The following is a 25,324-nucleotide window of genomic DNA, read 5'->3' on the forward strand; positions in this document are numbered from 1 at the left end:
CTCTGATGACTGCTAATTGCTGAGAAATAGCTATTTAATGATTTTCGGTGATCGTGCTCTCTTCTGCAAAAGGGATTACCACAAAAAGATGATTCGGTTTTCCCCACATCTTGCACAATTCTCAATCAGCCTTTGACGGGCGGGCAGGATGCCCACCCCACAACAAGAATCACTCTTTGTGGAACAGGCCGGAAAGCCTGTTCTTGAGGATGGTGCAAGATGTCAGTTTCCCTCACATAGTAGCTCACAAAGGCAACCGCAGCAGGAAAGTAGCGCCCTGCCCCAATTCGCTGCTGGCGCTGAGGCTGCCACGATGTGCCCGGGCAATGGTTTGGGCGATCGCCAATCCCAGTCCCGAACCGCCGGTATGGCGCGATCGATCGCTATTGACTCGGTAAAATCGATCGAATATTCGCTCTAAATCTGCCGCGGCGATCCCAATACCGGTATCTTGAACCTGAACGATCGCCTCGATGTGATTGCAATCTAAAATAACTGTTACTTTCCCGCCCGCCGGAGTGTATTGAATGGCATTAACAATTAAATTAGCAACTAAGCGATAAAGTTGGTCGGAATTGCCGACAACATTTAATTGCTGCTGTACGCGCATTTCGGATGTTAGGGCTACCTTTGAGGCGATCGCCAAAGCTGCCAATTCCTCTACTAAATCGCTAACAAGGTCATTCAAACAACACAATTGAGGGCGATCGCGTATCACTTGATTATCCATGCGAGCCAGTAGCAGCAAATCAGCCACTAACTGAGTCAGTCGTCGGTTTTGGCGCTCTACAGTTCGCAAAATTTCCCGCGCTTCTTTTTCATCCAATTGAGGCGTCAACAGCGCCGATTCTACTGTCGCCTGCGAAGCCGCTAAAGGCGTCCGCAATTCGTGAGCAGCATCCGCTGTAAACTGTTGGATTTGTCGGTAGGAAGAATAAATCGGTTTCATGGCCAATCCTGCCAACAACCAACTAGCAAAGCCTATCAAAATCAATGCTGTAGGCAATCCTAATTTCAAAACCCATTTCACTGTACTGAGATAATCATTGAAGTCTTGCAGGCTCCGCCCAACTTGAAAATATCCCCAATCTTGCTGTGTTTGGGTGTGTAGCGCTACAGAAATTTGGTGGTAAACATTGCCTTTGGTATCAGTTATTGTTTGCCAGTATTGGGAGTTAAATGCTGGTGGTAATTCTTCGGGATAAGCGCCTGCGGTAGCAATTAATTTGCCCGAATCATCAAATAAACGAATATAGTAATAGCCTTGGTTGATAGCGCTTAAAATATGGCGGCTTGGCAACTGTTCTGTAATGCCTTTAACTCCCATTAGGCGGAGGTTGGGCAAAAGTTCGTTTACTATTGGCTCCAAGCGTCCGGGCTGCTGCAATTTGAGTTCTAGGCTGTCGTGTAGCGTCCCGGCTACCGATTCTAATTCCCGGTCTATGGCTACCCAGTGAGCGTGGGCGATCGCCTTGTATACCCCAAATCCCAACAAGCTTAAAATCAAACCCATTACAGCCGCATAGGAAATGGCTAATTGCCAGCGAGTTCGATTAAATAGTTTATTTTGATTCACCTTTCATATCTTGCTAGTAATTGTAATTGGTAATTAGTTGAAGATGATATTTTTTTTCCTACCACAGAGAACGCAGAGGAGGAGAAAAGAGAGAATAAGCTCTTAAATAATCAGGTTTATGACACCCGTGTCTAAGTCTTATAAAAATAAACATTTCCAGGTAATAATACATTTTTTATATTTGGCTGTCATGCCAAATCCTCATGTTTTAGGAGTTCTGCATATTCGCTTATTCCGAGTTCCGCAAGTTGTCGGTCTTCTTCGGCAAATTCGCCGTAGAGTGCAGCTAAGTTAGTTTCATCGATTGCTGGAATAGTAGCTAATCGGGCACGGAATTTTAGGAAGGCAATAAATTCAAATACTTGTTTGAGTTGTTCTAGATCGAGCTTTTCTAGCTCTTGTTGGATTAAATCTTTCATAGCAGTCATTTTGACTATCGAGTTTTCTATATTATAGCCAGATACTGGAAACGAGATATAATCCGCCCGCTGTTGCCCCTACAGCTTTAATTTCTCATGCGGTATCCGACGCCGTGTACAGTTTCAATTAAATTCGTGCCGCCAACAGACTCAAGTTTTCGCCGCAGCAAGCGCACTTGAGCTGCTACCACATTGCTAAAGGTATCTGCACTCGCCTCCCATAGCTGATTCCGAATTTGGTCAGTGGTGATAATTTGGTTGGGATGTTTCATAAAGTATTCTAGAAGTTGAAACTCTTTCTTTGTTAGATCAATTATCTGGTTGTTGCCACTTCGATCGAGATGGCACACAGTTCGATTTCCGCAGTCCAAAACCAGATTTCCTACCTGTAGCTGTTGCGGTTGAATTTGGGGCGATCGCCTTTGCAAAGCCCGCAATCTTGCTAATAGTTCCGCCATGCCAAACGGTTTAACTAAATAATCGTCAGCCCCGGCGTCTAGTCCCGCAACTTTATCTTCCATTCGGTCTTTTGCTGTTAGCATCAAAACTGGCAGAGCGCTATTTTTAGCACGCAATCTCCGCAGCAGTTCCAATCCTGACAATCCTGGTAGCAACCAGTCAAAAATAGCCAGGTTATATTGCATCCAGTGACTGTCTAAATATTCCCAAGCTTCACTGCCATCCAAAGCCCAATCAACTATATATTTTTCCTGCTTTAAGGTTCGCTCGATCGCTTTCCCTAAATCGGGCTCATCTTCAACTAGCAAAACTCTCATAACTCTAATTTATAGCGGTAAATCCTTATACATTGTTAGCGCTCGGCAGCATCTACCCCAACATCTAACCTCACATACTGAGATGAAATCAGCATGAAATTTTATGACCGAAACTAATTGGATCGCAAGCCCCCGGATTGATTCCAACGCACAGGCTGACTGACGGGAATAAATCTAAAATCTACAATCTAAAATTGATTGACTTCGCAGAAAAAGATCACAGTTGACAATAATTGACAACAAGCTGGAAATGTCTTATACTCAAACGCAATCAAAATTTTGAGAATATTTTTCAATAAGTATGACAGATTTATCCGATCGTCCCGCCATGAAAAAGCCGGGACGCTGGAGTCGCCGCCAACTGCTACAGCTAGGAATAGCTGGGGCTGGGGTAGCGGGCGGCGCGATCGCACTTCAACATTTGACTCGCAAACCGACATCAGTCGCGAGAATACCGCCCCTGCCCGCAGATGCACTCACCGTCAGCAATATCAACCCGATGCAAATTGCGCGGGATTTTGATTACGGCACGGTGACGCACGAAAACGGGCGCACAGTTCGGGAATTTCGCCTGGAAGCTAATACTTCGATCGTCCAACTTAACAGCGCCGTCACTTTCAACACCTGGAACGTCAACAATCGCGTGCCGGGGCCGACATTGAGGGCAACTGAGGGCGATCGAATCCGCGTCATTTTTTATAACAAAGCCGGAGATTCTCATTCGCTGCACTTTCACGGCGTTCATACCAGCGAAATGGATGGCGTTAAACCAGTGAAACACGGTTCGGTATTTATTTATGAATTCGATGCCAATCCCTACGGAGTGCATCTATATCACTGTCATATTGAACCCGTAACTCGCCATATAGGTAAAGGACTCTATGGAATGTTCATCATCGATCCGCCAAAACCCCGCCCTCCCGCCGATGAAATCTTGTTAATCATGGGAGGATACGACGTAAACGACGACAAAAAAAACGAGCTTTACGCTTTTAACGGGTTGCCCAATTATTACATGAACAACCCGATACCTATTTACCAAAATCAGCTAATCCGGCTCTACGTTCTCAACATGATTGAGTATGAAGCGGCAGTAAGTTTTCACCTGCACGCCAACTTTTTTGACGTATATCGCACGGGAATGACTTTGACTCCCAGTGAAAGAACCGATGTCATCACAATGGGAGTAGCTGAAAGACATATTTTAGAATTTACTTACGGCTATGCTGGAAAATTTATGTTTCATCCCCATCAAGATGCGATCGCCGAAGCTGGCTGCATGGGGGTATTTGAAGTCATCACTTAAACCAAATTCTGCTACCAGAGTGGGGCGATTCAAATAAAGTATGAAATTATTTGACAAGCTCGATCGCAAATAGGTAGAATGAATAGCTCACAAATAATTGAGAATTATTCTTAATAACTTGTGAGTCGAAAAGCACATAACGTAAAAATTAGCAACTGCCATGTTACAATCCTTTCGCTTATTACCGACCGCCACGGCTACAGCCATCCTCGTTGCTCTGGCTGGTTGCGCTTCCACCCCCACGGCCAGCAACACCGACAGCAGCGCCTCACCCGTTGCTACAGCCAGTCCCGCATCCACAAGCGGTCACAGCATGAACCACGGCGGCAAAGGCGGCATCAACATCAATACTGCCATTCTTTCAGAGTTAGATAAACTCGAAGCCAAGTTAGGAGTACCGGCACTTTCTAACAAAATTCAAGCCAGCCGTCCTTACGGCAAAGTCGAAGAATTAGTCTCCAAAAATGTCATTACTCAAGCCCAATTCGACCAAATAAAAGACTTGGTAACTATTGAAAATGTGGTGCTGACAGGCGAACCCAAAGATGTAGACTACATGACTAAACTTGGCTTGATGAAAGGGCATCTTTTCGTAGCCCAAGAACTATTGGATCAAGGCAAACCCGACCAGGCAGAACCACACATCGGGCATCCAGTCGAAGAAATTTATGCCGATGTGGAAGATCAGCTAAACGATCGTAAAATTCCTGAATTTAAGACTACTTTAATTAAATTGCAGGATTTAGTTAAAGCGGGTGCAAAAGATCCGGCTCAAGTGAAGGCGGAATTTGACACATCAATGCAAGCAGTTGACGGAGCAATTGCCGCCCTTCCCGAAACGCAGCGCAAAGATCCGAAATTCGTGCTGCAAGTGATTAACGGCTTGCTAGATACAGCTAATTCCGAATACGGAGCCGCAGTTGCTAACGGCAAAATTTCCGCAATTATTGAATATCAAGATTCGCGGGGTTTTGTCATGTACGCGGAAATGCTGTACAAAGATATAGCCGAGCAAGTGGCTAAAACCAGCCCGGAAATTGACAAAGCAATTGTGGCTAACATGACAGAACTGAAGACAAATTGGCCAACGGCGATCGCACCCCCCGCCCCCGTCAAAACCACCGAACAAGTCAACCAGCTAGTTAAAACCATCGAAAGCGACAGCCAAAAAGTTCTCAAACCCGCCTCTTAAAAAAGTTAACTGAAACCACGGTAATTGGTAAAAAGATTACCAATTACCTCCCGATATTACCTCAACTAAAAAAATGAATTTTGGCGAAGCATTGCCCACATTTGTAATTACTCTCCGCGAAGGAGTCGAAGCCGCCTTAGTTGTCGGAATCGTTCTCGCTTGTCTCAAAAAGTCGGGACAAAGTTATTTAAGTCCTTGGGTTTTCGGCGGTGTTGGCGTTGGACTGATTGCCAGCGCTTTGATAGGTGTACTTTTCGGCTGGACTATTCAAATTTTGTCCGCATCCAATCAGCCTTTTGCACCGATTATGGAGTCGCTGCTAGAGGCAATCTTTGGGCTTGTGGCGATCGCAATGCTGAGTTGGATGCTGATTTGGATGACCAAGCAAGCGCGATTTATGAAAGCCGAAGTCGAAGGCGCTGTGAGTGCCGCCTTAACGCACAACTCTCATGCCGGTTGGGGCGTATTTAGTTTAGTTTTTATTGCCGTTTTGCGCGAAGGGTTTGAAACTGTTTTGTTTGTCGTCGCCAAGTTTCAACAAGGCATTATTCCAGCCCTCGGCGCTTTGGGAGGAATACTTTCAGCAGCCGGACTTGGTGTCCTGCTGTTTAAATGGGGAGTCAAAATTAATATCCGCCTGTTTTTCAAATATATGGGCATTTTATTGCTCTTCATTGTAGCGGGTTTAGTGGTATCTACTTTGGGATTATTTGACAGCGCGGTGAATATTTTATCGCAAGCAAATCGCGAGTCAGCAGGGATGTGTTTCTATTACGAAAGATTTACTAAAATCCACTCCTGCATTCTCGGGCCGATGGTGTGGAATACCTCGAAATTGCTTCCCGAAGAAAAGTTTCCCGGTTTGTTGTTGAGTGCGCTGTTTGGCTACACGGATAAGCTCTATGTCGTGCAGGCGATCGCCTATTTGATATTTTTAGGTACTGTCGGTGGCATCTACTTCCAAAGTCTGGCAGGTAGAGTTTTCTTCCCATTCAAAAAAACTCAGGTAACGAAATAGGAAATAAAGTGCGAGCGAAACGCGATCGGCTTGTTAGTGGAAATGCAGAAGGCAGTTGTTTGTTGCTAATAACTAATGCGCCCCTAACTTAGAGCGCATTAGTTATTAGCTATCTATTGATTGAAGGTAAAACGACCGTCAACTTTTTCTCCGTTAATATCCGCAGTCACTTTCACGGGATAACTTCCTGCATCTTTGCCGGGAAACACCACAGCGTAATGTTTGCCCTCAGCATCATACTTGAGAGCTAGGGTTTGCTGCTTTCCATTCGGCAACTGCACTTGAGCCGTCACTTTGGCGTTAGGAACTGGTTCTTTTTTCTCCCCTTTTTGCAAAAATAAATCTAAATGAGTTCCGGTAGCTTCTTTTTCCGGTACAAACTCTAAATAGTAAGCTCCCGACTTTACAACTTGCCCCCCTTGAGTTGCTGTTGCAGGAGCAGTGGCGGGAGGCGAAGACGCAGGTTGAGAGGCGACAGGAGGGGAGGCTGGAGTGGTATTTGGATCGCTTGCTTGGTCGCCTTTACTGCAAGCTCCCAAAAACATCAATCCGACACTACCTAGAACAATTAAATTTGACTTAAGCGATTTCATTTGTTTGACTCCTTGCTGACTGACAATAATTAGAAAATATCACACATTAACTACCTTGCCGTCTTCAATAACTCGCTGAGGTTGTTGAGGTCGTAAAAAATGCCCAAATTGAGCATACAAAGCTGGTAAAACTAACAGAGTCAAGGCAGTAGAAGTAAATAACCCTCCTAAAACTACGACTGACAGCGGTTGCAAAATTTCCTTGCCCGCCCCACCTTCAAATACTAAAGGTGCTAAACCCAAAGCTGAAGTTAAAGCGGTCATCAGGATGGCGTTGAGCCGTTCCATCGAGCCTTTAATAATTGCTTCCTTAAAAGGCAGTCCTTCAGCCAATTTAGTGTTGTAGTTGTCTACTAATAACAAGCCGTTACGGGTAGCAACGCCAAATAATGTGACAAAGCCAACCAGGGAAGCTACAGAGATGATGCTACCAGTCAAAGCTACCGCAATTACTCCTCCCACTAAGCCGATCGGCAAATTAATCATAATCATAGCAGTTGAAGGAATTGACTTGACGGACAAGTACATCAATACTGTAATTACCAAAAAGGCGATCGCACTAAATATCATAATATTTTGCGAAGCTCTTTGCTCGGCTTCAAATTGACCACCGTACTGGATAAAATAGCCAAAAGGCAACTGCACCTCTCGTTTGACTTTAGCTTGAATTTCATTCACAACCGATCGCAAATCCCTACCTTTAGCATTAGCCGCCGCTACAATCAGGCGAGAAACATTCTCGCGGTTAATCGTATTGGGGCCCGTACCGTATTTAACAGTCGCAACTTGGGCGAGGGGAATCTTGTTACCGCTTGGAGTATCAACCAGCAAATTCTGAATAGTTTCTAAGTTATTTCGGGCTTCCGGCTGCAACCAAACAACTAAGTCAAAAGTTTGCTGCACCTCCAAAACTTGAGAAACAACCTTGCCGTTTAAAGCTGTCTCAATTATTTCAGAAATCTCTCCGATTTTTAAACCGTATCTACCCGCAGCTTGACGGTTAAACTTAATTTGAATTTGTGGCACTGGCACCTGCGGTTCTAGTTGCAAATCCACAATGCCTTCCACTGTTTTCATTTGCTCTTCAACTTTGGCACCGATGCTGCGAAGCTGATCCAAATCCGGGCCAAAGATTTTGACAGCAATCTGACTCCTGACACCAGATAAAACCTCATCCATCCGGTGAGAAATAAAACCGCCGATATTTGGTGCAACTCCCGGCAATTTACCAAACTCCTGCCGCAGCGACTCCAAAGTTTTCGGCCTGTTTTTCATGCCCTCCTCGCTTAAACCGATATCAATGTGAGCTAAATTAACTCCTGCAGCATCAGCATCACCCGGAGCTCTGCCCGATCGCACTTGCACGTATTGAAACCTGGTATCATCCTTCAGTGCATCTTCAATAGCAAAAGCCGCGCTATCTGTTGTCTCCAAAGACACCCCCGGATAAAGCATAATAGTATTCACCAAAGTTTGCTCCTGAAACTCCGGCAAAAACACCCGCCCAAAAGATGGCAAAATAATTAATGCAGCCACTATACTAGCAGCCGCAAAAGCTAAAATAATCGCCGAATAACGCATTGAAATTCTGATACAATAATGATAAATATGCTTGCAAAATCTCGGCAACCAAGGTTCTTTACCACTCATGCGTTTGGTAGGCAACAAAATAGCGCAAAGGGCCGGAGATATTAACAGCGATTCCAGACTAGAAATCACCACAACTACCAAATAAGTAATCCCCATAGGCGTAAAAATTCGACCTTCTACACCGGGCAAAGTAAAAATTGGCGAAAACACCACAATGCCAATAACAGTGGCTCCAATTAACGAATCGCGCACCTCCTGACTGCCATCAAAAATCACATCCATCACCGGGCGACGATGAAGAGAAGACGCATTTTCTCTCAAATTGCGGTAGGTATTTTCGGCATAGACGATCGCATCGTCGATCGCAGTGCCGATCGCCACCGACAAACCCCCCAAAGTCATCGTATTCAGCCCCAGCCCCAGCCAATACATCGCCAGCAACGCCAACAGCCAAGTTAGGAAGAAATCCAGCAAAACAACCGCCAGAGTGCGCCAATTCATCAAAAACGGGATGAGAATCAGGGTGACGATAATGCTACCTTCAACTAAAGCCGATCGCACATTCTCCACCGAGGAATTAATATATTCTTCCTGTCGAAAAGTCACAGTAACTTTAATATCTTTGGGCAGAGCTTGCTGCACCTCAGCCATTGCTGCCTCAACCGCTTTCGTTACCGTCGGAGTATCAGCAACTGGCTGTCTGTTTACCATCACAATCACAGCTTTTTTGCCGTTAAAACTGCCATCGCCCCGCTTGATAGCAGCCCCAATCTTGACATCAGCCACATCACTAATTCTGACGGGTGTTCCGTGGCGAGAGTCGATCGCCGATTGCTGCAAATCTTCCAGAGACTCAATCCGCCCCACCCCCCGGATTAAAGTTTCTCGATCCGGCGTAATTAAATACCCCCCCGGCGCGTTAACATTCGCAGCCGCCGCCGCTTCAGCAACTTGCTGCAAAGACACATTAAAAGCTTTCAACTTGGCAGGTTCTACTAATACTTGATACTGCCTTTCTTCGCCGCCGTAAGCTACTACTTGAGCAACGCCAGTCACTGCCAAAAGCCGATTTGTGACTTGCCAATCAACTAGACGGCGCACTTCCATCAAAGGAGTAGTTTCCGAGGTAAAAGCATAGGTAATAACAGTGCCCACAGGAGAAGTTGTGGGAGAAATTTGTGGTGTTTCTACCCCAGCCGGGAGTTTGCTTTGCGCTTGCTGCAACCGTTCTGTGATCAACTGCCGCGCTTGATAAATTTCAGTTCCCCAATCAAAGATTACCTTAACCGCAGAAAGGCCCACAGCCGAAGACGATCGCACTGCTGTCACCCCAGGAGTTCCATTAATTGCACTTTCAATTGGTAGTGTTACCAAAGACTCGATTTCTTCCGGCGCGAGCCCCGGTGCTTCTGTCTGAATTTCGACTTGCGGCGGTGCAAAAGGAGGGAAGACATCAAGGGACATTTTGGGGATGATAGAAAATGTCCACAGACTAACAATAATCGTGGCGACAACGACTAGCCAGCGACGGTTAATTACCCATCTAAGAATAGTGCTGAACATTTAATAATTTGGGAATTGGGCATTGGGAATTGGGCATTGGGCATTGATAAAAACAGCTCTCCGTGTATCCGTGACTTTCGTGTCGTGCTGTTACTTTAAACTCTTGACTTCTGTCTCTTGAGTTTTAACGTGATGGTTGTTATTGTTTAACAGCAATTCCTCGTCCCAGGTCGATGTAGAGGCGGAAAAACCATTATTTGCAGCATGGTTTCCAGAATCCGCTGCTATTGCTGGCAATTTGCGCCGATTTCCCCACAACACGCCGGCTGTGAAAGTCAGAGATGCGATCGCAACTCCTCCCCCTATTCCCGCCCACCATAAAGACACGGGTAAATTATTAAAATTAACCTCTGTTGCTTTTGGAGTTGCGTCTTTCTTTGCCTCGTCTTTTGAGGGCTTGCTGTCCCCCCGCAAAGATTGTGCGTAAAGTTGAGGTGCTCGCTGCGTTACTATCAAATCTCCCTCGAATAAACCCCTCTTAACTTCAACTAAATCTCCGGCCGTTTGACCGAGTTCAATTTCAACCGCTTGATAAGCATTGCCATTTTGGACGTAAACGGTTTTTTTCCCGCTAACATCCACTACCGCCGCACTCGGAATTGCTAAAATATTTGTGGCAGTTTTGTCTGTTAAAATCTCCAACTCCGCAAACAGTCCTGGCTTTAATTCACCGTTAATATTATCTAGTTCTGCTTTCACGGGTACAACCCGCGTTTCTCCTGACACGGATGACCCAATTAAGGCGATTTTTCCCTTGAAAGTGCGATCGGGTAAATTAGCGACTTTTACCCTGACTTCCTGACCCTTTTTTACTTGATTCAGGTCTTTTTCGTAAATATTGGCTGTGGCAAAAACGCGGCTGTCATTTAAGAGGCTCATCAACGGTTTTTCAGCGTTTACTGACTCGCCTGGGGTAATTTCGCGATCGGCTACCGTGCCCGAAATCGGAGCAACTACGGTAACGAGTCCTCGATCGTTGGCAACAGTTCCTAATTGTTGCAGTCGCGCTTGATAGGCTGCGTCAGCCAAGCGAATGCGCGACTGAGCGACTTCGACGGCAGTTTTGCCGCGTTTGAGTTGGTTCTCGGCTTCTAGGACTTCCCGGCGGCTCTGAGCTCTGGTAAGTTGAGCTTTTGCTTCTGCTACTCTGCCTTGAGATTCCCGCAATTCCCGCATTGGCAGGTCTACTTCGGCTTGTTTAATTTCGGTTTGGGCTTTGATAACTTCAGGACGGCTTTTTGCCTTAGCAACAGCGGCTTTTGCTTCTGCGAAGTGGGCTTGCGATTCCAGCATTGTGCGCCGCGCGATCGCCCCAGATGCCACTAATTCTTTGTCGCGATCGAACTGTTCTTTAGCAACAGTTAATTCTGTTTCTGCCCGCGCTATTTCTGCTTGCGCTATTTCAACTTGACGCTGATAGTTTTCTTGAGCGGCTTGCACCACGGAACGATTATTTACTAATTCTTGTTCTTGCTGGTACTGCTTAGTTACCGCTGTCAACTGGGTTTGGGCTTGGGCGATTTCTGCTGCGGATATTTGACTTTGGCGATCGTAATTTTCTCGTGCTAATTTGAGATCGCCTTCCGCTTGCTGCAAATCTGCCTCAGCTTCGGCACGTTTGGAGAGAGATTCAACCCGCAATTGTCCTAATTCTGAACTCGATACAACCGCAAGGGCTTGACCTTTTGATACTTTGTCCCCAGGCTTAACCAGCAACTCTACTACTTTCCCAGCAACAGGAGCCGTAACTTCTACTTTTTCGTTGGGTAAAGTTTCAATTTGTCCTGTGGTTTTGATGCCGATATCTAGTCGCTGGCGAGCGGCAGGGGAGACTTTAATTCCTAATCGTTTTGCTGTTTCGGCATCGACAGAAATAGCAGCAGGAGTTTCAGTTGTTTCGCCGCTATGGTGAAATTCATTTCCGTGGCCAGCGTGGGCAAAAACAGCGGCAGGAGAACTTAGCAAAATTAGGCTGAACAAACTTCCCGAAAAGCTGCTAATAATTGCCGGAGATTGAGCATATTTATGAAATATCATCTTTGGCATTGTCCTTGAAATCAGGTTGAGTGCCACAGGTTTAGCAGTTGGTATTTTGCCAAGGTAAGTAAGTGATACCCATTAAGTAAAGTTACTTATTAGCATTTTCCAAGAAGCGACCGCTAAGCAATGACCAAGAGCTAGAAATGCTCTACTCAACCTAGTATTTCATGGTCAAATGAAATTAGGATGAAATTTCGCATCAGCAGCCCAGATGCCCACCAGATTCTAAAATACGAAGATAAGTTTCGCCTAATGACAAGCGATTGGGCTGTATATTTTTTTCCGGTTTTTTAATCTCTGCTCGCGCTTCAATTTCGTTTGTCAATGCGCTGACTAGATCATCTACGGCTGTATTTGATTTATAAGTCGTGTTTAATTCCAAGCTATTCAATATCATACACTACCCTCTCTATCTATATAGCTTTTTGCTGACCTATCTACTACTTTAGAGGTAGAGTCAATCCAGTGTCTACAGTATTCTTACGTAATTTTCTACTACTTTAGAGGTAGGACGGTTCAATTATCTACAGTATGTGTAGGTACTCTCAGGAAACTGAGGTGGAGTCAGACAAATGCTGACAGCCACAGTCGAGCTACATTACTTTGTCTACCACGTTTGTCGCCACTTTTTCCTTTGCTCAATTACTTGCTTTTGTGAAGCAAGTATTTTCAGAACTCTTGAGCTACTGTGATTAATGTCACTCATTTTGGGGATTTGTGTCACCTTTTGTTTAGGGTAGCTAAATTACTGTTTGTACCAAGCTTGTCGCCACTGTTTCATTTGCTCAATTTCTTGCTTTTGCGAAGTCAGAATTTCTTGAGACAATTTCTTCATTTCCGGGCGTTTTGACTTCTTCAAAGCATCTTCAGCCATCACTAAAGCTCCTTCGTGGTGAGGAATCATCGCATTGATAAATCGCAAGTCAAATTGGTCGTCAGCGGCCCCTAAATCCATGCTCATCATCATGCTTTGCATTTGTTCGGGAGTCATTGCCATCATGTGACCCATGGGACCGTGATAAGCCATCGGCGTACTGCTGGCTTTGGGATACCAAGTTTTTCGCCACTCTTTCATTTGATTTATTTCGCGTTTTTGAGCAGCAATTATATCAGTGGCAAGTTTCTTCATTTCTGGGCGTTTGGATTGTTTAAGCACATCTTGAGCCATGTTTACAGCACCTTGATGGTGTACTGTCATGCCATCAATAAATCGCAAATCGTAGTCGGCATCAGCAGGGCCTAAATCCATTGACATATCGTGATTCATGCCATGATTCATGCCATGATTCATGCCACCCATGCCACCGCCTTGTACCACGTCTTGCTTGTTGTTTGCTTCAGTTGCAGCCGTAACATTTGGGGCTTGAGTTTCGCTGGAAGGGGCTTTTGAACAAGCTGCAAGCACTCCACTGGTAAAAGCGGCTGTGGCGGTCAACATCAGCGCTGCAAAGCCTGTTTTCAATGAAATTGGTTTCATAGAGCTTATATCCTTAAAACTGCCATTTATTTTCAGTTTTTCATATATAAATGAAATTAGGATGAAATTTTTCTGGCAAACTTGTAAAGAATTATTTCTGTGCCGTCGATCGCACTCAAAGTTAAGATTTACAGAACTCACTTGAACCTAATTATGTAGGGTACACAGTCCGCGCCTTACCCCTATGGGTAGGGTGTCAAACCACTTTTTTGATAATTCCTGATTTATTTTGCAATTCCCCTTGACTCTCCTGCGGACTGGAGACTTTACAATGGAGTTAATTCATTGATTGAGCAGAGTAGTTTCTGCTGAGGTTCAAATTATGACTTTACAGCTAAAAGTGCCTAAGATGGCTTGTTCTGCTTGTGCGACTACAATCACAAAAGCAGTCCAAGCCATTGACTCAGCCTCAACCGTTGAGGCGGATCTCAAGACAAAATTGGTCACGATTCAAACCGCTAAGTCCGAAAGTGAAGTGAGGAAAGCGATCGCATCTGCAGGCTATCCAACTATTTAAAGACAAAGGGTAAATGTCTCATTGAGGATGGCATCTATGGACAATCTCACTCTTAAATTGCGGGGCATGAGTTGTGCTTCTTGTGCTTCATCTATCGAACAAGCAATTCAATCTGTTCCCGGCGTAATTGAGTGTCGTGTCAATTTTGGGATGGAACAAGCAACCATCCAATACGACTCCAAGCAAACCAACTTAGAAACAATTCAATCTGCTGTTGATGATGCGGGATACCAAGCTTTGCCGCTTCAAGAAATGGCGGCTGTAGAGGATGATTCCGAACAAGCCGATCGCAAATCGGAATCTCAAACCTTGCAGCGGAAACTCTGGACAGCAGGTATCATCAGCATCCTGCTAGTTGTGGGCGCTATTCCAGCCATGACCGGCTTGCACCTGCCATTTATTCCCGCGTGGCTGCACAATTATTGGCTGCAATTAGCCCTGACATCCCCCGTACAATTCTGGTGCGGGAAATCGTTTTATGTGGGAGCTTGGAAATCCCTAAAACGGCGGGTGGCGACAATGGATACCTTGATTGCCTTGGGTACCAGTGCTGCTTACTTTTATTCTGTATTTGTGACATTTTTCCCAGGTTTATTCACAGCCAAAGGTTTAAATTCTGGCGTTTACTACGAAGTTGCAGCCAGCGTTATCGCCTTAATTTTGTTGGGAAAAACCCTAGAAAATCGGGCGAAGGGAGAGACTTCCGAAGCCATTCGCAAACTCATGGGTTTGCAAGCAAAAACTGCTCGGATAATTCGCAACGGGGAAGAGTTGGAAGTGCCGATCGCCCAAGTGGAGATTGGCGACATCGTGCAGGTGCGGCCGGGCGAGCAAATCCCCGTAGATGGAGAGGTAATTGAGGGTGCTTCGACGGTAGACGAAGCAATGGTTACGGGAGAAAGTTTGCCTGTCAAAAAGCAGCTTGGCGACGAAGTTATCGGAGCCACAATTAACAAAACTGGCAGCTTCAAGTTTCGGGCGACAAGAGTTGGAAAAGATACATTTTTAGCTCAAATTGTCAAGATGGTGCAGGACGCACAGGGTTCAAAAGCACCGATTCAAAAGTTAGCAGACCAAGTTACTGGTTGGTTTGTTCCCATAGTAATTGCCGTCGCTTTAGCTACTTTCATTATCTGGTTTAACGCGACGGGAAACTTCACTCTCGCCACAGTGACGATGGTGGAAGTGCTGATTATTGCCTGTCCCTGCGCTTTGGGTTTGGCGACTCCGACTGCTGTGATGGTGGGAACTGGGAAAGGTGCAGAAAACGGGATTTTAATTAAAGGAGCCGAGAGTTTAGAATTGGCTCACAAAATCCAAATTATCGTGTTAGATAAAACTGGAACTCTCACAGAAGGTAAGCCGACTGTAACTGATTTTGTGACAATTAAAGGAACGGCGAACAGCAATGAATTAAAGTTGCTGCAATTGGCGGCGTCTGTAGAGCGGAATTCGGAGCATCCTTTGGGGGAAGCTGTTGTTAGATATGCTCAATCTCAAGAGGTGAATTTGACGGATGTTAAGGATTTTGAGGCGATCGCGGGGAGTGGCGTGCGCGGAGTTGTAGGTGGAAAGTCGATCGCCCTGGGAACGCTGAGGTGGATGCAGGAACTAGGCTGCGATACTGAATATCTGGAACTGCGCGCGAGAGCTTTGGAAACTGCGAGCAAAACGGTTGTTTGGATGGCTGTAGAAGGCAAAATAGAGGCTATTCTGGGCATTGCGGATGCTCTCAAACCGTCGTCAGCGCAGGCCGTGAAAGCACTTCAAAAACTTGGTTTGGAGGTGGCGATGCTGACTGGAGATAATCGCGCGACTGCAGAGTCGATCGCCCAATCCGTGGGCATTACTCGTGTTTTTGCCGAAGTTAGACCAGACCAAAAAGCAGCTCAAATCCAAGCCCTGCAAGGGCAAGGAAAAATTGTCGCGATGGTGGGAGACGGGATTAACGACGCACCGGCTTTGGCCTTAGCAGACGTGGGAATTGCGATCGGCACCGGCACAGATGTGGCGATCGCCGCCAGCGACATTACCTTAATTTCAGGAGATTTGCAAGGTATAGTTACAGCAATTAAACTTTCCCGCGCCACCATGCGGAACATCCGCGAAAATCTGTTTTTTGCGTTTATTTACAACATCGCTGGAATACCGATCGCGGCGGGAATTTTGTACCCAATTTTTGGCTGGCTGCTCAATCCAATTATCGCCGGTGCAGCAATGGCTTTCAGTTCAGTCTCTGTACTTACTAATGCTTTGCGCTTGCGGAATTTTCAAGCCAAATCTAGTGCATAAATTTGGAGGAATGAGAAAAATGTTACACCATCGTCAAATTTGGGGAAGTCTCGCGAGTTTAGGACTTGTGATGGGAATGGCATCGGGAGTTCAAGCTTCCGAAATGTCCGTCCAGCATTCTACTTCAACGACTCAATTCCGCAGCATTGAACAGCCACTAGGTTTAAAAGTTGGCGTAACAATAGGTGGTTTGACATTAATAGGTTTGGAATTGTGGTGGTTTTTGTTCAGTAAAGCTAAAGGGCAGAAAGCTGAATATATTCAGGGGATACAAGAGTTGACTATTACTGTAGACGGGGGTTATGAGCCGGCCACTGTAGTTGTGAAAGCAGGTCAATTAGTCCGGCTCAATTTCTTGAGGCGCGACCCCAATAGTTGTCTTGAAAAAGTGTTGTTACCAGATTTCCACATTGTGCGAGAATTACCTCTAAATCAGGTAACTGCCGTTGAATTCACCCCTCAAAAACCTGGACGATACCTATTTACTTGCGGCATGAATATGTTTAGGGGTGTGGTGGAAGTACAAAGCTAAATCAAATAGACAGTTATCAACCTGCGGCAATGGCGACGGTTGAGGCGCGAGTTTTTTCAGCAAGAAATCGCTAAAATAGATGAAAGCTTAAAAAATTTGGAGTGAGCTAAATGCAACTACTACACACGATGCTCCGAGTCGGCAACCTGGAAGAGTCTCTCAAATTTTACACCGAGGTTCTGGGTATGAAATTGCTGCGAAAAAAGGACTATCCAGACGGTAAATTTACTCTGGCTTTTGTTGGCTACGGCGAGGAATCAGACACTACAGTTTTGGAATTAACATACAACTGGGGCGTCACAGAGTACAATTTGGGTGATGCTTACGGTCATATTGCGATCGGCGTTGACGACATTTACGGTACTTGCGAAGAAATTAAAGCCCGCAGCGGTAAAGTTATTCGGGAACCCGGCCCGATGAAGCACGGTTCAACTGTCATCGCTTTTGTGCAAGATCCAGATGGATATAAAGTTGAATTAATTCAACTGGAAAATCAAGGTAGCAACACCCAGAAAGTAGCAGCAACAACCGCATCCTAACTTTCTTAAGAGGGGGAAGGGGAAGGGAAAACTATCTTCCCTCTTCCGTTTTCCTTTGGACAACTGTCAACTGTCAACTGTCAACTGAAACTTTTAATTCGATCGCACCGACGGGACAAACTGTTGCAAATAAATTTTTTGCCACAATATAGAAAAACTGCTGCCTATTTGGCTTAAGCTATCAAATTTAGGAATTAATTTAGATTCTCGGCGCTTGTCTAAAGCAGCGATCCCCGAAAAAAATACAGATAATACTAACAAAAATACTACTATTACACTAAATAAAATAGTCCAATAAACTAGAAATTCGCTTGTGTAGCTGACCCCGAATATCCAGTTAATCACTAAATCCGATAAATACAAAAACAGCCCTACTGAAAACCCCACCCTGAATAATAGCCACGTCCACTTAAACATATCTGTTGCAGTCTTGCTATTTTTGGACGCAGAAAGTTCTAACTCTCTAATTTGGCTATTAATATTTGAGGTGATTTCATACACAGTATACTGCAAAGCATCTCTGATATAATTGAGTTCATTGTCGAGGTTTATGCACTGCTCGGATGTACTTTTATCCAAGCTCAGGTTTTGGATTTTTTTACGGTGCGCCGCCAGTTTATTGTCTAGAGTGTAATCCCATTTTTCCAGTCGATCTACAGTCAAATACAAAAGTTCTCTATTAGCATCTAACAAGCTCTGGCAATTTATGATTGACTTAACTAACTTGCTGAGATTGTTGATATGCTCCTCTAGAGTATTTTGGGATTCCCTTTGTTTAGCTGACAATAAACTTGCGAGTTCGACATCCCGATCGCCACACAGCGCCAAAGCCTCACAATACAAGTCGTCAATTTCCATTTGACCGAAATACAGTGACGCTTTGTACTCTTCTATTTGGGGAAGAGTCAGACATTCTAATGGCTGATATTTTACATTAAATTTATATACAAGCGCTGTCATAATCTGCGCCGATTTTCGGTCTAGCTTATCTTTGTAAGGTTCTAAAATAATTGTAGCTAGATTTTTGACTTTCGCTTCCGGGTGGTGCAGGAACTCAAAAATTTTGGCAAGTATTTTAGAGAATTCCCAGTCATTAAAATTATTTTCTGCAACTTCCAAAAAGTTTGTTACCGCTGCATCGTTTTCGGCATTCAATTTGTAGGGACCCGTAAGTGCGATCGCAGCAAATACTCGATCGATCCAAAACAGATATTCTTCGCAATCCATTGGCAGACTGGGCAGCAGCCAGCTAGGGCCGTACACCCAAAAATCGAGACAATTCTCATATTCCTTGTGGCTGTCATGTCTGCTGCTGTCACCTAAAGCAAATTTGTTGCTTGCTAATAGTTGAATTTGCTCTTCTACCACCCGTCGCTCAATTTCCTCTGCATTGATTGTGGCATTGACAGCACCTTCCTTGCCTTGCCCTTGCCCTGCTTCATCCAACCAAATTGACTTAATACTAACAGCCGCAGACCACCGAATTAAAGGAGTTGCTCCCCCTAGCGCTTCCTGTTCTAACGCCGCCAGCAGATTTTTGCTAAAATCACTTGCTCTAGCTTCTCTCTCACTTGATATCAGCCCCTCTCGCACCTTCCCCAATGCCTGAATTGCCAAAGCCCGAAACAGCAAATTCGGATGCGGTTTTCTGACGGCTTGCGGTATATTTTCTCTGAATATTCCGCTGTTGGGTACGCCCAAAACTTCAGCAAAAGGCTCGATGCCGCACTGTTGCAGGAATTTTTCAACTAGGTTTATTCTTTGCCAAGGTTGAGTATATTTAGTGAGAAGGAAGATTAGTGCTGTGCCGCTGCACCCCCTTGACTCAGGGATGTTAGTGCGATCGAGTTTCCACACATTGCTCGTCATAATTTGTCGCGATGACAATTACTATATCTTGACGCTGTTGTTTGATGCTCAGTTCAATTTTACATCTACTGCTGCTTTTTGTCAATATTCGTCCTGGACGCATAGGCAATTTGAAACCCGGTTTCACGAGGAAATTTATTATAACTCAAGCCTAGATTTTCCCTATAAAGCTAGTTAATAAAAGCCAATATGAACCCCGAACTAAATATATTATTTAGCAATAATTGGTCAAATGTCCAAAGTATAGGTTGGGGCACGAAACCCAACCTAATATAGTTATTTTTTGGTTGGGGCTTTTAATATTTTGTCGCTTACCATTTGATCAACGATTAAGTCGCTGATAATTTGAGCTCCGTGGGAGGTAAAGTGCAAGCCGTCATTATTTTTAACATAGCCTCGCTTACCCGATTTATTAGCAACTACTGGAACAAATTTTCCTGCTTGTGCAAATGTCTCCCAAGTAGAAATAAATTCGATTTTGGATGAAGATTTGCTGGCATTTTTATAAATATCGTTCATGATGGGAAAAGCTTTTAGATACGAAGATTTGTTAGGGATCGATTGACCGACCCAATACACTTTTCTGACGGATGACGAATCCAGTAAGTTGGCATATCTTTCAACTCTTTCTTGATAAGCTTTTTGCCATTCCTTGGTCAGGACAGCGCGGCCTTTTCCTTGAGAATCAATAATATTTTGACGGTCATTTGCTCCGAACAAAACTATCACTACATCCGGCTGGTAATTATTAAAAATTTGGCTAGTTCTGGCATACCAATCATAATAATCTATCCGATTTAATCCAGTCGAGACCTTATAGTCTATTTTGGTATCGGCGATATTGTATTTTTTCTTAAGAGTGTACTGGAGTTGAATTCCTAAGTCGAACATTACGGAATCTCCAATAAATAAAAATTTGCGATAAGGTATGGTCAGTTTGGGTTTAGCTGGAGTTGGTTTTTTAGCAGTAGCAGGCTTTGGGGGTTGAACGGCAGTTTTTGTTTCGGTTTTGACAGGAGGAAGTTCTGATTCTTTGGGGATGGTATCGAAGTTAATATCTTTAATTTTGCTCCAAAAATCTTGTTCGGATTTTCGGAAACCGTCTATTTCAATCTGGCGCGCGGCTTGTTTAATTTCTGGACTGGCGAAAGGAGTGGAAGCGAAGCTTTTCAGAAATAATGATAAATTGGAAAATATTAAAGTGAGAATGACAGAAGTAACAATTAGCAAAAATTCCCGGTCTTTCATATTTCTTAAAAATTAAAGTAAATAAAAGGCGGAACGGTACTTGGCCCCAACATCAAGATAGTATACACGAGCAGCGAAACTAAGACAACCCGAAAGAAAATGTTTTTTAATGACAATAGGGTTTGCAATCGTTGGGAGATGCGATCGCCCCACAAGTTGATCGCGCCAATGACTGCAATTACTAAATACAATTGCCAAAAGTTAAATTGAAAAGTTGCTACAGCAGGATTGACAATTCCTTCAAAAAAACTCACCGCAGTTTCCCAGTTGGGAGTGCCGAAAAATACCCAACTACAAGTAACAAAACTAAATGTTAACAACCAACTGCAAAATTTAGCAAATCGGGGAAAGGCATAGTCTAATTTAAAGTGGATAGCTTGGGGGATATCTTTACATAAATGGTTGACAATTAATCCTAAACCGTGAATTGCTCCCCAGAAAATAAAGTTTAAACCGGCGCCGTGCCACAATCCGCCGATCGCCATTGTTAAAAATAGATTTAGGTACTTTCTCAACTTGCCGTATTTGTTGCCGCCAAAGGGAAAGTAAACGTAATCCCTCAGCCACTCGGAAAGACTGATGTGCCACCTTTTCCAAAATTCTTGCAGACTGAGCGATCGGTATGGCATATTAAAGTTAGCAATGGGTTTAAAACCCAGCAAACAGGAGATGCCGTTGGCTAAATCCGAGTAGCCGCTGAAATCTACGTAAATCAAACAGGAATAGGAAATTGCCGCGAGGATTAAATCGATGCTGCTGTACTGCTGGGGGACTTTGAAGGGCAAGTCAGTGAAGTTAAACAAAAAGCTGGCTAAAGTATATTTTTTGAATAGTCCAGACAAAATCAAAACTATAACTTCTTCAATTTTATAGTCGTATTTTTCCTGTGAATTTAGCTGCAAGTAAAATTCGCGAGCTCGCGAGATTGGCCCGGAGGCAATTTGCGGAAAATAGGTAATGTAGGCGGCATAGTCTACAAATTTCGGACAAGGGATTTTTTGCTGGTAGCAGTCGATTAAATGAGAAATCATTCTAAAAGTATAGAAAGACACGCCGACGGGGGCAATTATTTGCAAAACTGGAAAGTTGGCTGGAATTTGTAGCTGATTCAGTACCTCAAATAAGGAAGTTACAAAGAAGTTGCAATATTTAAAGATGCCTAGATAGCCAATGTTGAAAATTAGACCGGAGATTAAAGCAAATTTTTTATACTTACTCTTGCAGAGAACCCGGAGAATGATATAATTGTAGACTGTAGAGAAAATGAGGAGCAAGAGACAGTCAAAACTCCAAAACGAATAAAATAATAAACTCGCAACTAACAAGACAATTTTATACAAATCGACTTGGGGTTTCACAGAGACGATCAGGCTAAAAATAATTAGGAAAAAAACTAGAAATTGGTAAGTGGGAAATAGCATAAGTCTCAGCCGATAAAAAATCTTGTTTCTGGCAATATTTTTATAAGTACGGCTAGCGAACCTATCCCCAAGGGTATCGCCAGAGTCGGTCTGAACGCACCAAATTTCGGGGTGGATTGCGGAGTGTAAGCTTTTGCAACAGGTCAATTAGGCCACAACTTCCGCCTTAGTTAACCGCACTCATAAATTCATAATCCTGTTTAAAGATTATGATGGTTGTGAGACGATGTATTAACGGATAACAACAGGAATCCCCTTGATTGCGAGGAACCAACGTGCAGCCAACAGACCCTAGCAAATTTACAGATCAAGCCTGGGAAGCCATTGTCAAATCCCAGGATGTAGCCCGCCGCTTTGCCAATCAGCAGCTAGAGGTTGAACATTTAGCCATCGCCCTTCTCGAACAGCAAGGCCAGGCCAACAGCATTCTCAGCAAAGCTGGAGTCGATGCCCCTCGCTTGGCCCAGCAGTTAGATGCTTTTGCCAAACGACAGCCCAGAGTTGCCAACGCTGACCAACTATACCTCGGTCGCGGCTTAGAAGTGATGTTAGATGTTGCCGAGGCCACCAGGGCGACTTGGCAAGATAATTTTATCGCCGTTGAACATTTATTAATTGGCTTAGTAGAAGACGAACGAGTCGGTCGCAGGTTGCTGACAAAAGGCGATGGGCCGCCGGGCCGCCCCGGTTACGATCGCAAACCCCCAGCCGGTACACTCGATCGACCAAAACTCGAAGAAGCCATCAAATCTTTCCGCGCCACTGCTAAAGCCCAAGAAAAAAATTCCGAAACCGGGAAAGGCAGCCGCAGCAACGCTAAAGCCCAAGATCAAGATGGCGAAGCTAACTCCGACGCCCTCAGCAAGTACGGCCGCGATTTGACAGAAGCCGCCAAAGCCGGCAAACTCGACCCAGTAATCGGCCGCGACGAGGAAATCCGCCGCGTGGTACAAGTTCTTTCCCGCCGCCAAAAAAACAATCCAGTGTTAATTGGCGATCCCGGAGTCGGAAAAACTGCGATCGCCGAAGGTTTAGCCCAGCGAATTGTCAACGGTGACGTACCCGAATCTTTGAAAAATCGCCAGCTATTTAGCCTCGACATGGGCAGTTTAATTGCTGGGGCAAAATTCCGGGGCGAATTTGAAGAACGATTGCGATCTGTTCTGCGGGAAGTTATCGATTCCGACGGGCAAATTGTCCTATTTATTGACGAATTACACACCGTTGTCGGGACTGGTGGCGGTGGCAGTTCCGGTTCGGGAATGGATGCGGGAAATTTGTTAAAACCAATGTTGGCGAGAGGCGAATTGCGCTGCATCGGCGCTACAACTCTCGACGAATTCCGCAAGAATATTGAAAAAGATCCTGCACTAGAACGCAGATTTCAACAAGTATTTGTCGGCGAACCCAGCGTTGAAGATACTGTTTCGATTTTGCGCGGATTGAAAGACCGTTACGAACGCCACCACGGGGTAAAAATTACTGATTCGGCCCTGGTAGCTGCTGCAACTCTGTCTTTTCGCTATATTTCCGATCGCTTTTTGCCGGACAAGGCGATCGACCTCGTAGATGAAGCGGCCGCCCACTTGAAAATGGAGATTACCTCTAAACCTGTGGAATTGGAAGGCATTGACCGCCGCGTGATGCAGTTGGAAATGGAAAAATTGTCGATCGAAGGCGAAGGAAAAGGTGCTCTAGCCCCTGGGCTCGGCTTCCGCGTCGAACGCATCACATCGGAGATTGATATCTTAAAAGTCAAGCAGGAAAAATTGTCCTCTCAGTGGTTGGGCGAAAAGCAGTTGTTGGATGCAATCAATAAATTGAAAGCAGAAGAAGACCAACTGCGAGTGCAAATCGAACAAGCAGAAAGGGCTTACGATTTGAATAAAGCCGCACAGTTAAAGTACGGCAAGTTGGAAACTGCGGTGCGCGATCGCGAAGCGAAAGAAGCGGAACTTTTGAAACAGCAAGCTCAAGGTTCTTCCCTGCTGCGCGAAAAAGTTACTGAGGGCGATATTGCAGAAATTGTCGCCAAATGGACGGGCATTCCGGTTAATCGGTTGTTAGAATCCGAACGCCAAAAATTGCTGCAATTGGAAAAACACTTGCACCAAAAAGTCATCGGTCAAGAGGAAGCTGTAACAGCCGTGGCAGCGGCAATTCGACGCGCTAGGGCGGGCATGAAAGACCCCGGGAGGCCGATCGGCTCTTTCTTGTTTATGGGCCCCACAGGCGTCGGGAAAACTGAGTTAGCGCGGGCGTTGGCGGAGTTTTTGTTTGACAGCGATGATGCGATCGTCCGCATCGATATGTCGGAATACATGGAGAAGCACAGCGTTTCTCGGTTGGTAGGAGCTCCTCCCGGATATGTCGGTTACGATGAAGGGGGACAACTTTCCGAAGCAGTGCGGAGACATCCTTATTCGGTAGTGCTGTTTGACGAAGTGGAAAAAGCGCACCCGGACGTATTTAACATTTTGCTGCAAGTGTTGGATGACGGCAGAATTACCGATTCTCAAGGTCGAGTGGTTGACTTTAGAAATACCGTAATTGTGATGACTAGCAATATCGGCAGCGACCACATTTTAGACGTGTTTACTAAGAAGGAAAAAACCGTCAAAAAACCTGCTAGTCGGAAGCAGGAAACGAAAGATTTGTCAAGTCAAAAGACAGATTATAAAGTGGCTGCCGACGGTACTGTTGAGGTGTCGGCAGAGCGAGTCGATACTGCCGAGAAGAGTGAAAATGAAAATTTATTGACTCAAGAACGGGAGACAGACCAAGAGTACGAACAGATGTTAAAACGGGTGATGACAGCCCTGCGATCGCACTTCCGGCCCGAATTTCTCAATCGGGTGGACGAGATAATTTTGTTCCACACTTTGAGCAAGGTGGAACTGCGGCAAATCGTCAGTATCCAAGTGAAGCGGATCGAGCGGTTGTTGGCCGAGCAAAAAATTACTTTGGAACTGTCGGATGCGGCGAAAAACCATATCACAGATGTCGGTTACGACCCGGTTTACGGCGCTCGTCCCTTGAAACGCGCCATCCAGCGGGAGCTGGAAAACCCGCTGGCAAACAAGATTCTGGAAAATGCGTTTGTGGAGGGAGATACAATTGCGATCGACTGTGAAAATAACACTTTGCAATTTCGCAAAAAAGATTCTCGCCCAGCGCTGACAGGTAAGAGTTTGTAGTTGCCGAACAGCTAGGAACAGGCAAGATGCCTGTTCCACAAACAATCAATTGTTCTTGGGGAGCAGGCATCCTGCTTGTTATTAAAAATGGTGCAACCTGTTACGCAATATGCTTGTTCCACAAATAATAAGTCTTCTTGTGGAACAGGCATCTTGCCT

19 protein-coding genes are annotated in these 25,324 nt (G+C 44.9%); 8 read left to right on the plus strand and 11 right to left on the minus strand.

What is annotated here, in order from left to right; translation table 11 throughout:
- Positions 1-244: 244 nt before the first annotated feature.
- The 3 genes from rppB to rppA form a co-directional block, all read right to left on the minus strand.
- Positions 245-1,576, minus strand: coding sequence for a two-component system sensor histidine kinase RppB (rppB, locus tag QUA34_RS17665; protein WP_333321654.1), 1,332 nt, complete (start codon positions 1,574-1,576; stop codon positions 245-247).
- 188 nt (positions 1,577-1,764) lie between these two features.
- On the minus strand, positions 1,765-1,995 hold the full coding sequence (locus tag QUA34_RS17670) for a hypothetical protein (protein WP_333234509.1): 231 nt from the start codon (positions 1,993-1,995) through the stop codon (positions 1,765-1,767).
- 86 nt (positions 1,996-2,081) lie between these two features.
- Positions 2,082-2,771 (minus strand): two-component system response regulator RppA, encoded by a 690-nt coding sequence (rppA, locus tag QUA34_RS17675; protein WP_333321656.1) that lies wholly within the window; start codon positions 2,769-2,771, stop codon positions 2,082-2,084.
- 301 nt (positions 2,772-3,072) lie between these two features.
- Between rppA and QUA34_RS17680 the strand changes: the two genes are divergently transcribed.
- The 3 genes from QUA34_RS17680 to QUA34_RS17690 all read left to right on the plus strand — a co-directional run bounded on the left by QUA34_RS17680 (position 3,073) and on the right by QUA34_RS17690 (position 6,287).
- Positions 3,073-4,077 carry a multicopper oxidase domain-containing protein gene (locus QUA34_RS17680; protein WP_333321658.1) on the plus strand — a complete coding sequence of 335 codons (1,005 nt, stop codon included), beginning with the start codon at positions 3,073-3,075 and terminating at the stop codon, positions 4,075-4,077.
- Positions 4,078-4,237: 160 nt separating this feature from the next.
- The gene (locus QUA34_RS17685) at positions 4,238-5,269 is read left to right on the plus strand and encodes a helix-hairpin-helix domain-containing protein (RefSeq protein WP_333321660.1); all 1,032 of its coding nucleotides are present in this window, start codon (positions 4,238-4,240) and stop codon (positions 5,267-5,269) included.
- 73 nt (positions 5,270-5,342) lie between these two features.
- A complete protein-coding gene (locus tag QUA34_RS17690) occupies positions 5,343-6,287 on the plus strand; it encodes an FTR1 family protein (RefSeq protein ID WP_333321663.1) in 945 nt (314 codons plus the stop codon).
- A 113-nt stretch (positions 6,288-6,400) separates the two neighbouring features.
- Here QUA34_RS17690 and QUA34_RS17695 read toward each other — a convergent pair whose 3' ends face one another.
- From QUA34_RS17695 to QUA34_RS17715, 5 genes are all read right to left on the minus strand, one after another.
- Positions 6,401-6,880, minus strand: coding sequence for a hypothetical protein (locus QUA34_RS17695; RefSeq protein ID WP_333321665.1), 480 nt, complete (start codon positions 6,878-6,880; stop codon positions 6,401-6,403).
- Between the two features lie 39 nt (positions 6,881-6,919).
- Positions 6,920-10,033: an efflux RND transporter permease subunit gene (locus tag QUA34_RS17700; RefSeq protein WP_333388690.1), complete on the minus strand. Its 3,114-nt coding sequence runs from the start codon at positions 10,031-10,033 to the stop codon at positions 6,920-6,922.
- 90 nt (positions 10,034-10,123) lie between these two features.
- On the minus strand, positions 10,124-12,070 hold the full coding sequence (locus QUA34_RS17705) for an efflux RND transporter periplasmic adaptor subunit (protein WP_333388693.1): 1,947 nt from the start codon (positions 12,068-12,070) through the stop codon (positions 10,124-10,126).
- 202 nt (positions 12,071-12,272) lie between these two features.
- Positions 12,273-12,470 (minus strand): hypothetical protein, encoded by a 198-nt coding sequence (locus tag QUA34_RS17710; RefSeq protein ID WP_333080886.1) that lies wholly within the window; start codon positions 12,468-12,470, stop codon positions 12,273-12,275.
- Positions 12,471-12,818: 348 nt separating this feature from the next.
- Positions 12,819-13,550, minus strand: a complete 732-nt coding sequence (locus QUA34_RS17715) for a DUF305 domain-containing protein (protein ID WP_333388696.1) — start codon at positions 13,548-13,550, stop codon at positions 12,819-12,821.
- 322 nt (positions 13,551-13,872) lie between these two features.
- Between QUA34_RS17715 and QUA34_RS17720 the strand changes: the two genes are divergently transcribed.
- The 4 genes from QUA34_RS17720 to gloA all read left to right on the plus strand — a co-directional run bounded on the left by QUA34_RS17720 (position 13,873) and on the right by gloA (position 17,430).
- Positions 13,873-14,067: a heavy-metal-associated domain-containing protein gene (locus QUA34_RS17720; RefSeq protein ID WP_333072949.1), complete on the plus strand. Its 195-nt coding sequence runs from the start codon at positions 13,873-13,875 to the stop codon at positions 14,065-14,067.
- 36 nt (positions 14,068-14,103) lie between these two features.
- The gene (locus QUA34_RS17725; RefSeq protein WP_333388699.1) at positions 14,104-16,359 is read left to right on the plus strand and encodes a heavy metal translocating P-type ATPase; all 2,256 of its coding nucleotides are present in this window, start codon (positions 14,104-14,106) and stop codon (positions 16,357-16,359) included.
- Between the two features lie 19 nt (positions 16,360-16,378).
- Positions 16,379-16,891 carry a cupredoxin domain-containing protein gene (locus QUA34_RS17730; RefSeq protein WP_333216263.1) on the plus strand — a complete coding sequence of 171 codons (513 nt, stop codon included), beginning with the start codon at positions 16,379-16,381 and terminating at the stop codon, positions 16,889-16,891.
- 110 nt (positions 16,892-17,001) lie between these two features.
- The gene (gene gloA, locus QUA34_RS17735) at positions 17,002-17,430 is read left to right on the plus strand and encodes a lactoylglutathione lyase (RefSeq protein WP_333388702.1); all 429 of its coding nucleotides are present in this window, start codon (positions 17,002-17,004) and stop codon (positions 17,428-17,430) included.
- Between the two features lie 93 nt (positions 17,431-17,523).
- Here gloA and QUA34_RS17740 read toward each other — a convergent pair whose 3' ends face one another.
- The 3 genes from QUA34_RS17740 to QUA34_RS17750 all read right to left on the minus strand — a co-directional run bounded on the left by QUA34_RS17740 (position 17,524) and on the right by QUA34_RS17750 (position 21,968).
- Positions 17,524-19,299, minus strand: a complete 1,776-nt coding sequence (locus tag QUA34_RS17740) for a hypothetical protein (RefSeq protein WP_333388704.1) — start codon at positions 19,297-19,299, stop codon at positions 17,524-17,526.
- 276 nt (positions 19,300-19,575) lie between these two features.
- Positions 19,576-20,547 (minus strand): DUF459 domain-containing protein, encoded by a 972-nt coding sequence (locus QUA34_RS17745; protein WP_333388706.1) that lies wholly within the window; start codon positions 20,545-20,547, stop codon positions 19,576-19,578.
- Positions 20,548-20,552: 5 nt separating this feature from the next.
- Entirely contained in the window at positions 20,553-21,968 is a 1,416-nt protein-coding gene (locus QUA34_RS17750) for an MBOAT family O-acyltransferase (protein WP_333388708.1), read from the minus strand.
- Between the two features lie 275 nt (positions 21,969-22,243).
- Here QUA34_RS17750 and QUA34_RS17755 point away from each other — a divergent pair, with 275 nt between their 5' ends.
- A complete protein-coding gene (locus tag QUA34_RS17755) occupies positions 22,244-25,165 on the plus strand; it encodes an AAA family ATPase (protein WP_333388711.1) in 2,922 nt (973 codons plus the stop codon).
- The last annotated feature ends 159 nt before the right edge of the window (positions 25,166-25,324 follow it).

It is taken from the genome of Microcoleus sp. POL10_C6 (genome assembly GCF_036701585.1).
Lineage (GTDB): Bacteria > Cyanobacteriota > Cyanobacteriia > Cyanobacteriales > Microcoleaceae > Microcoleus.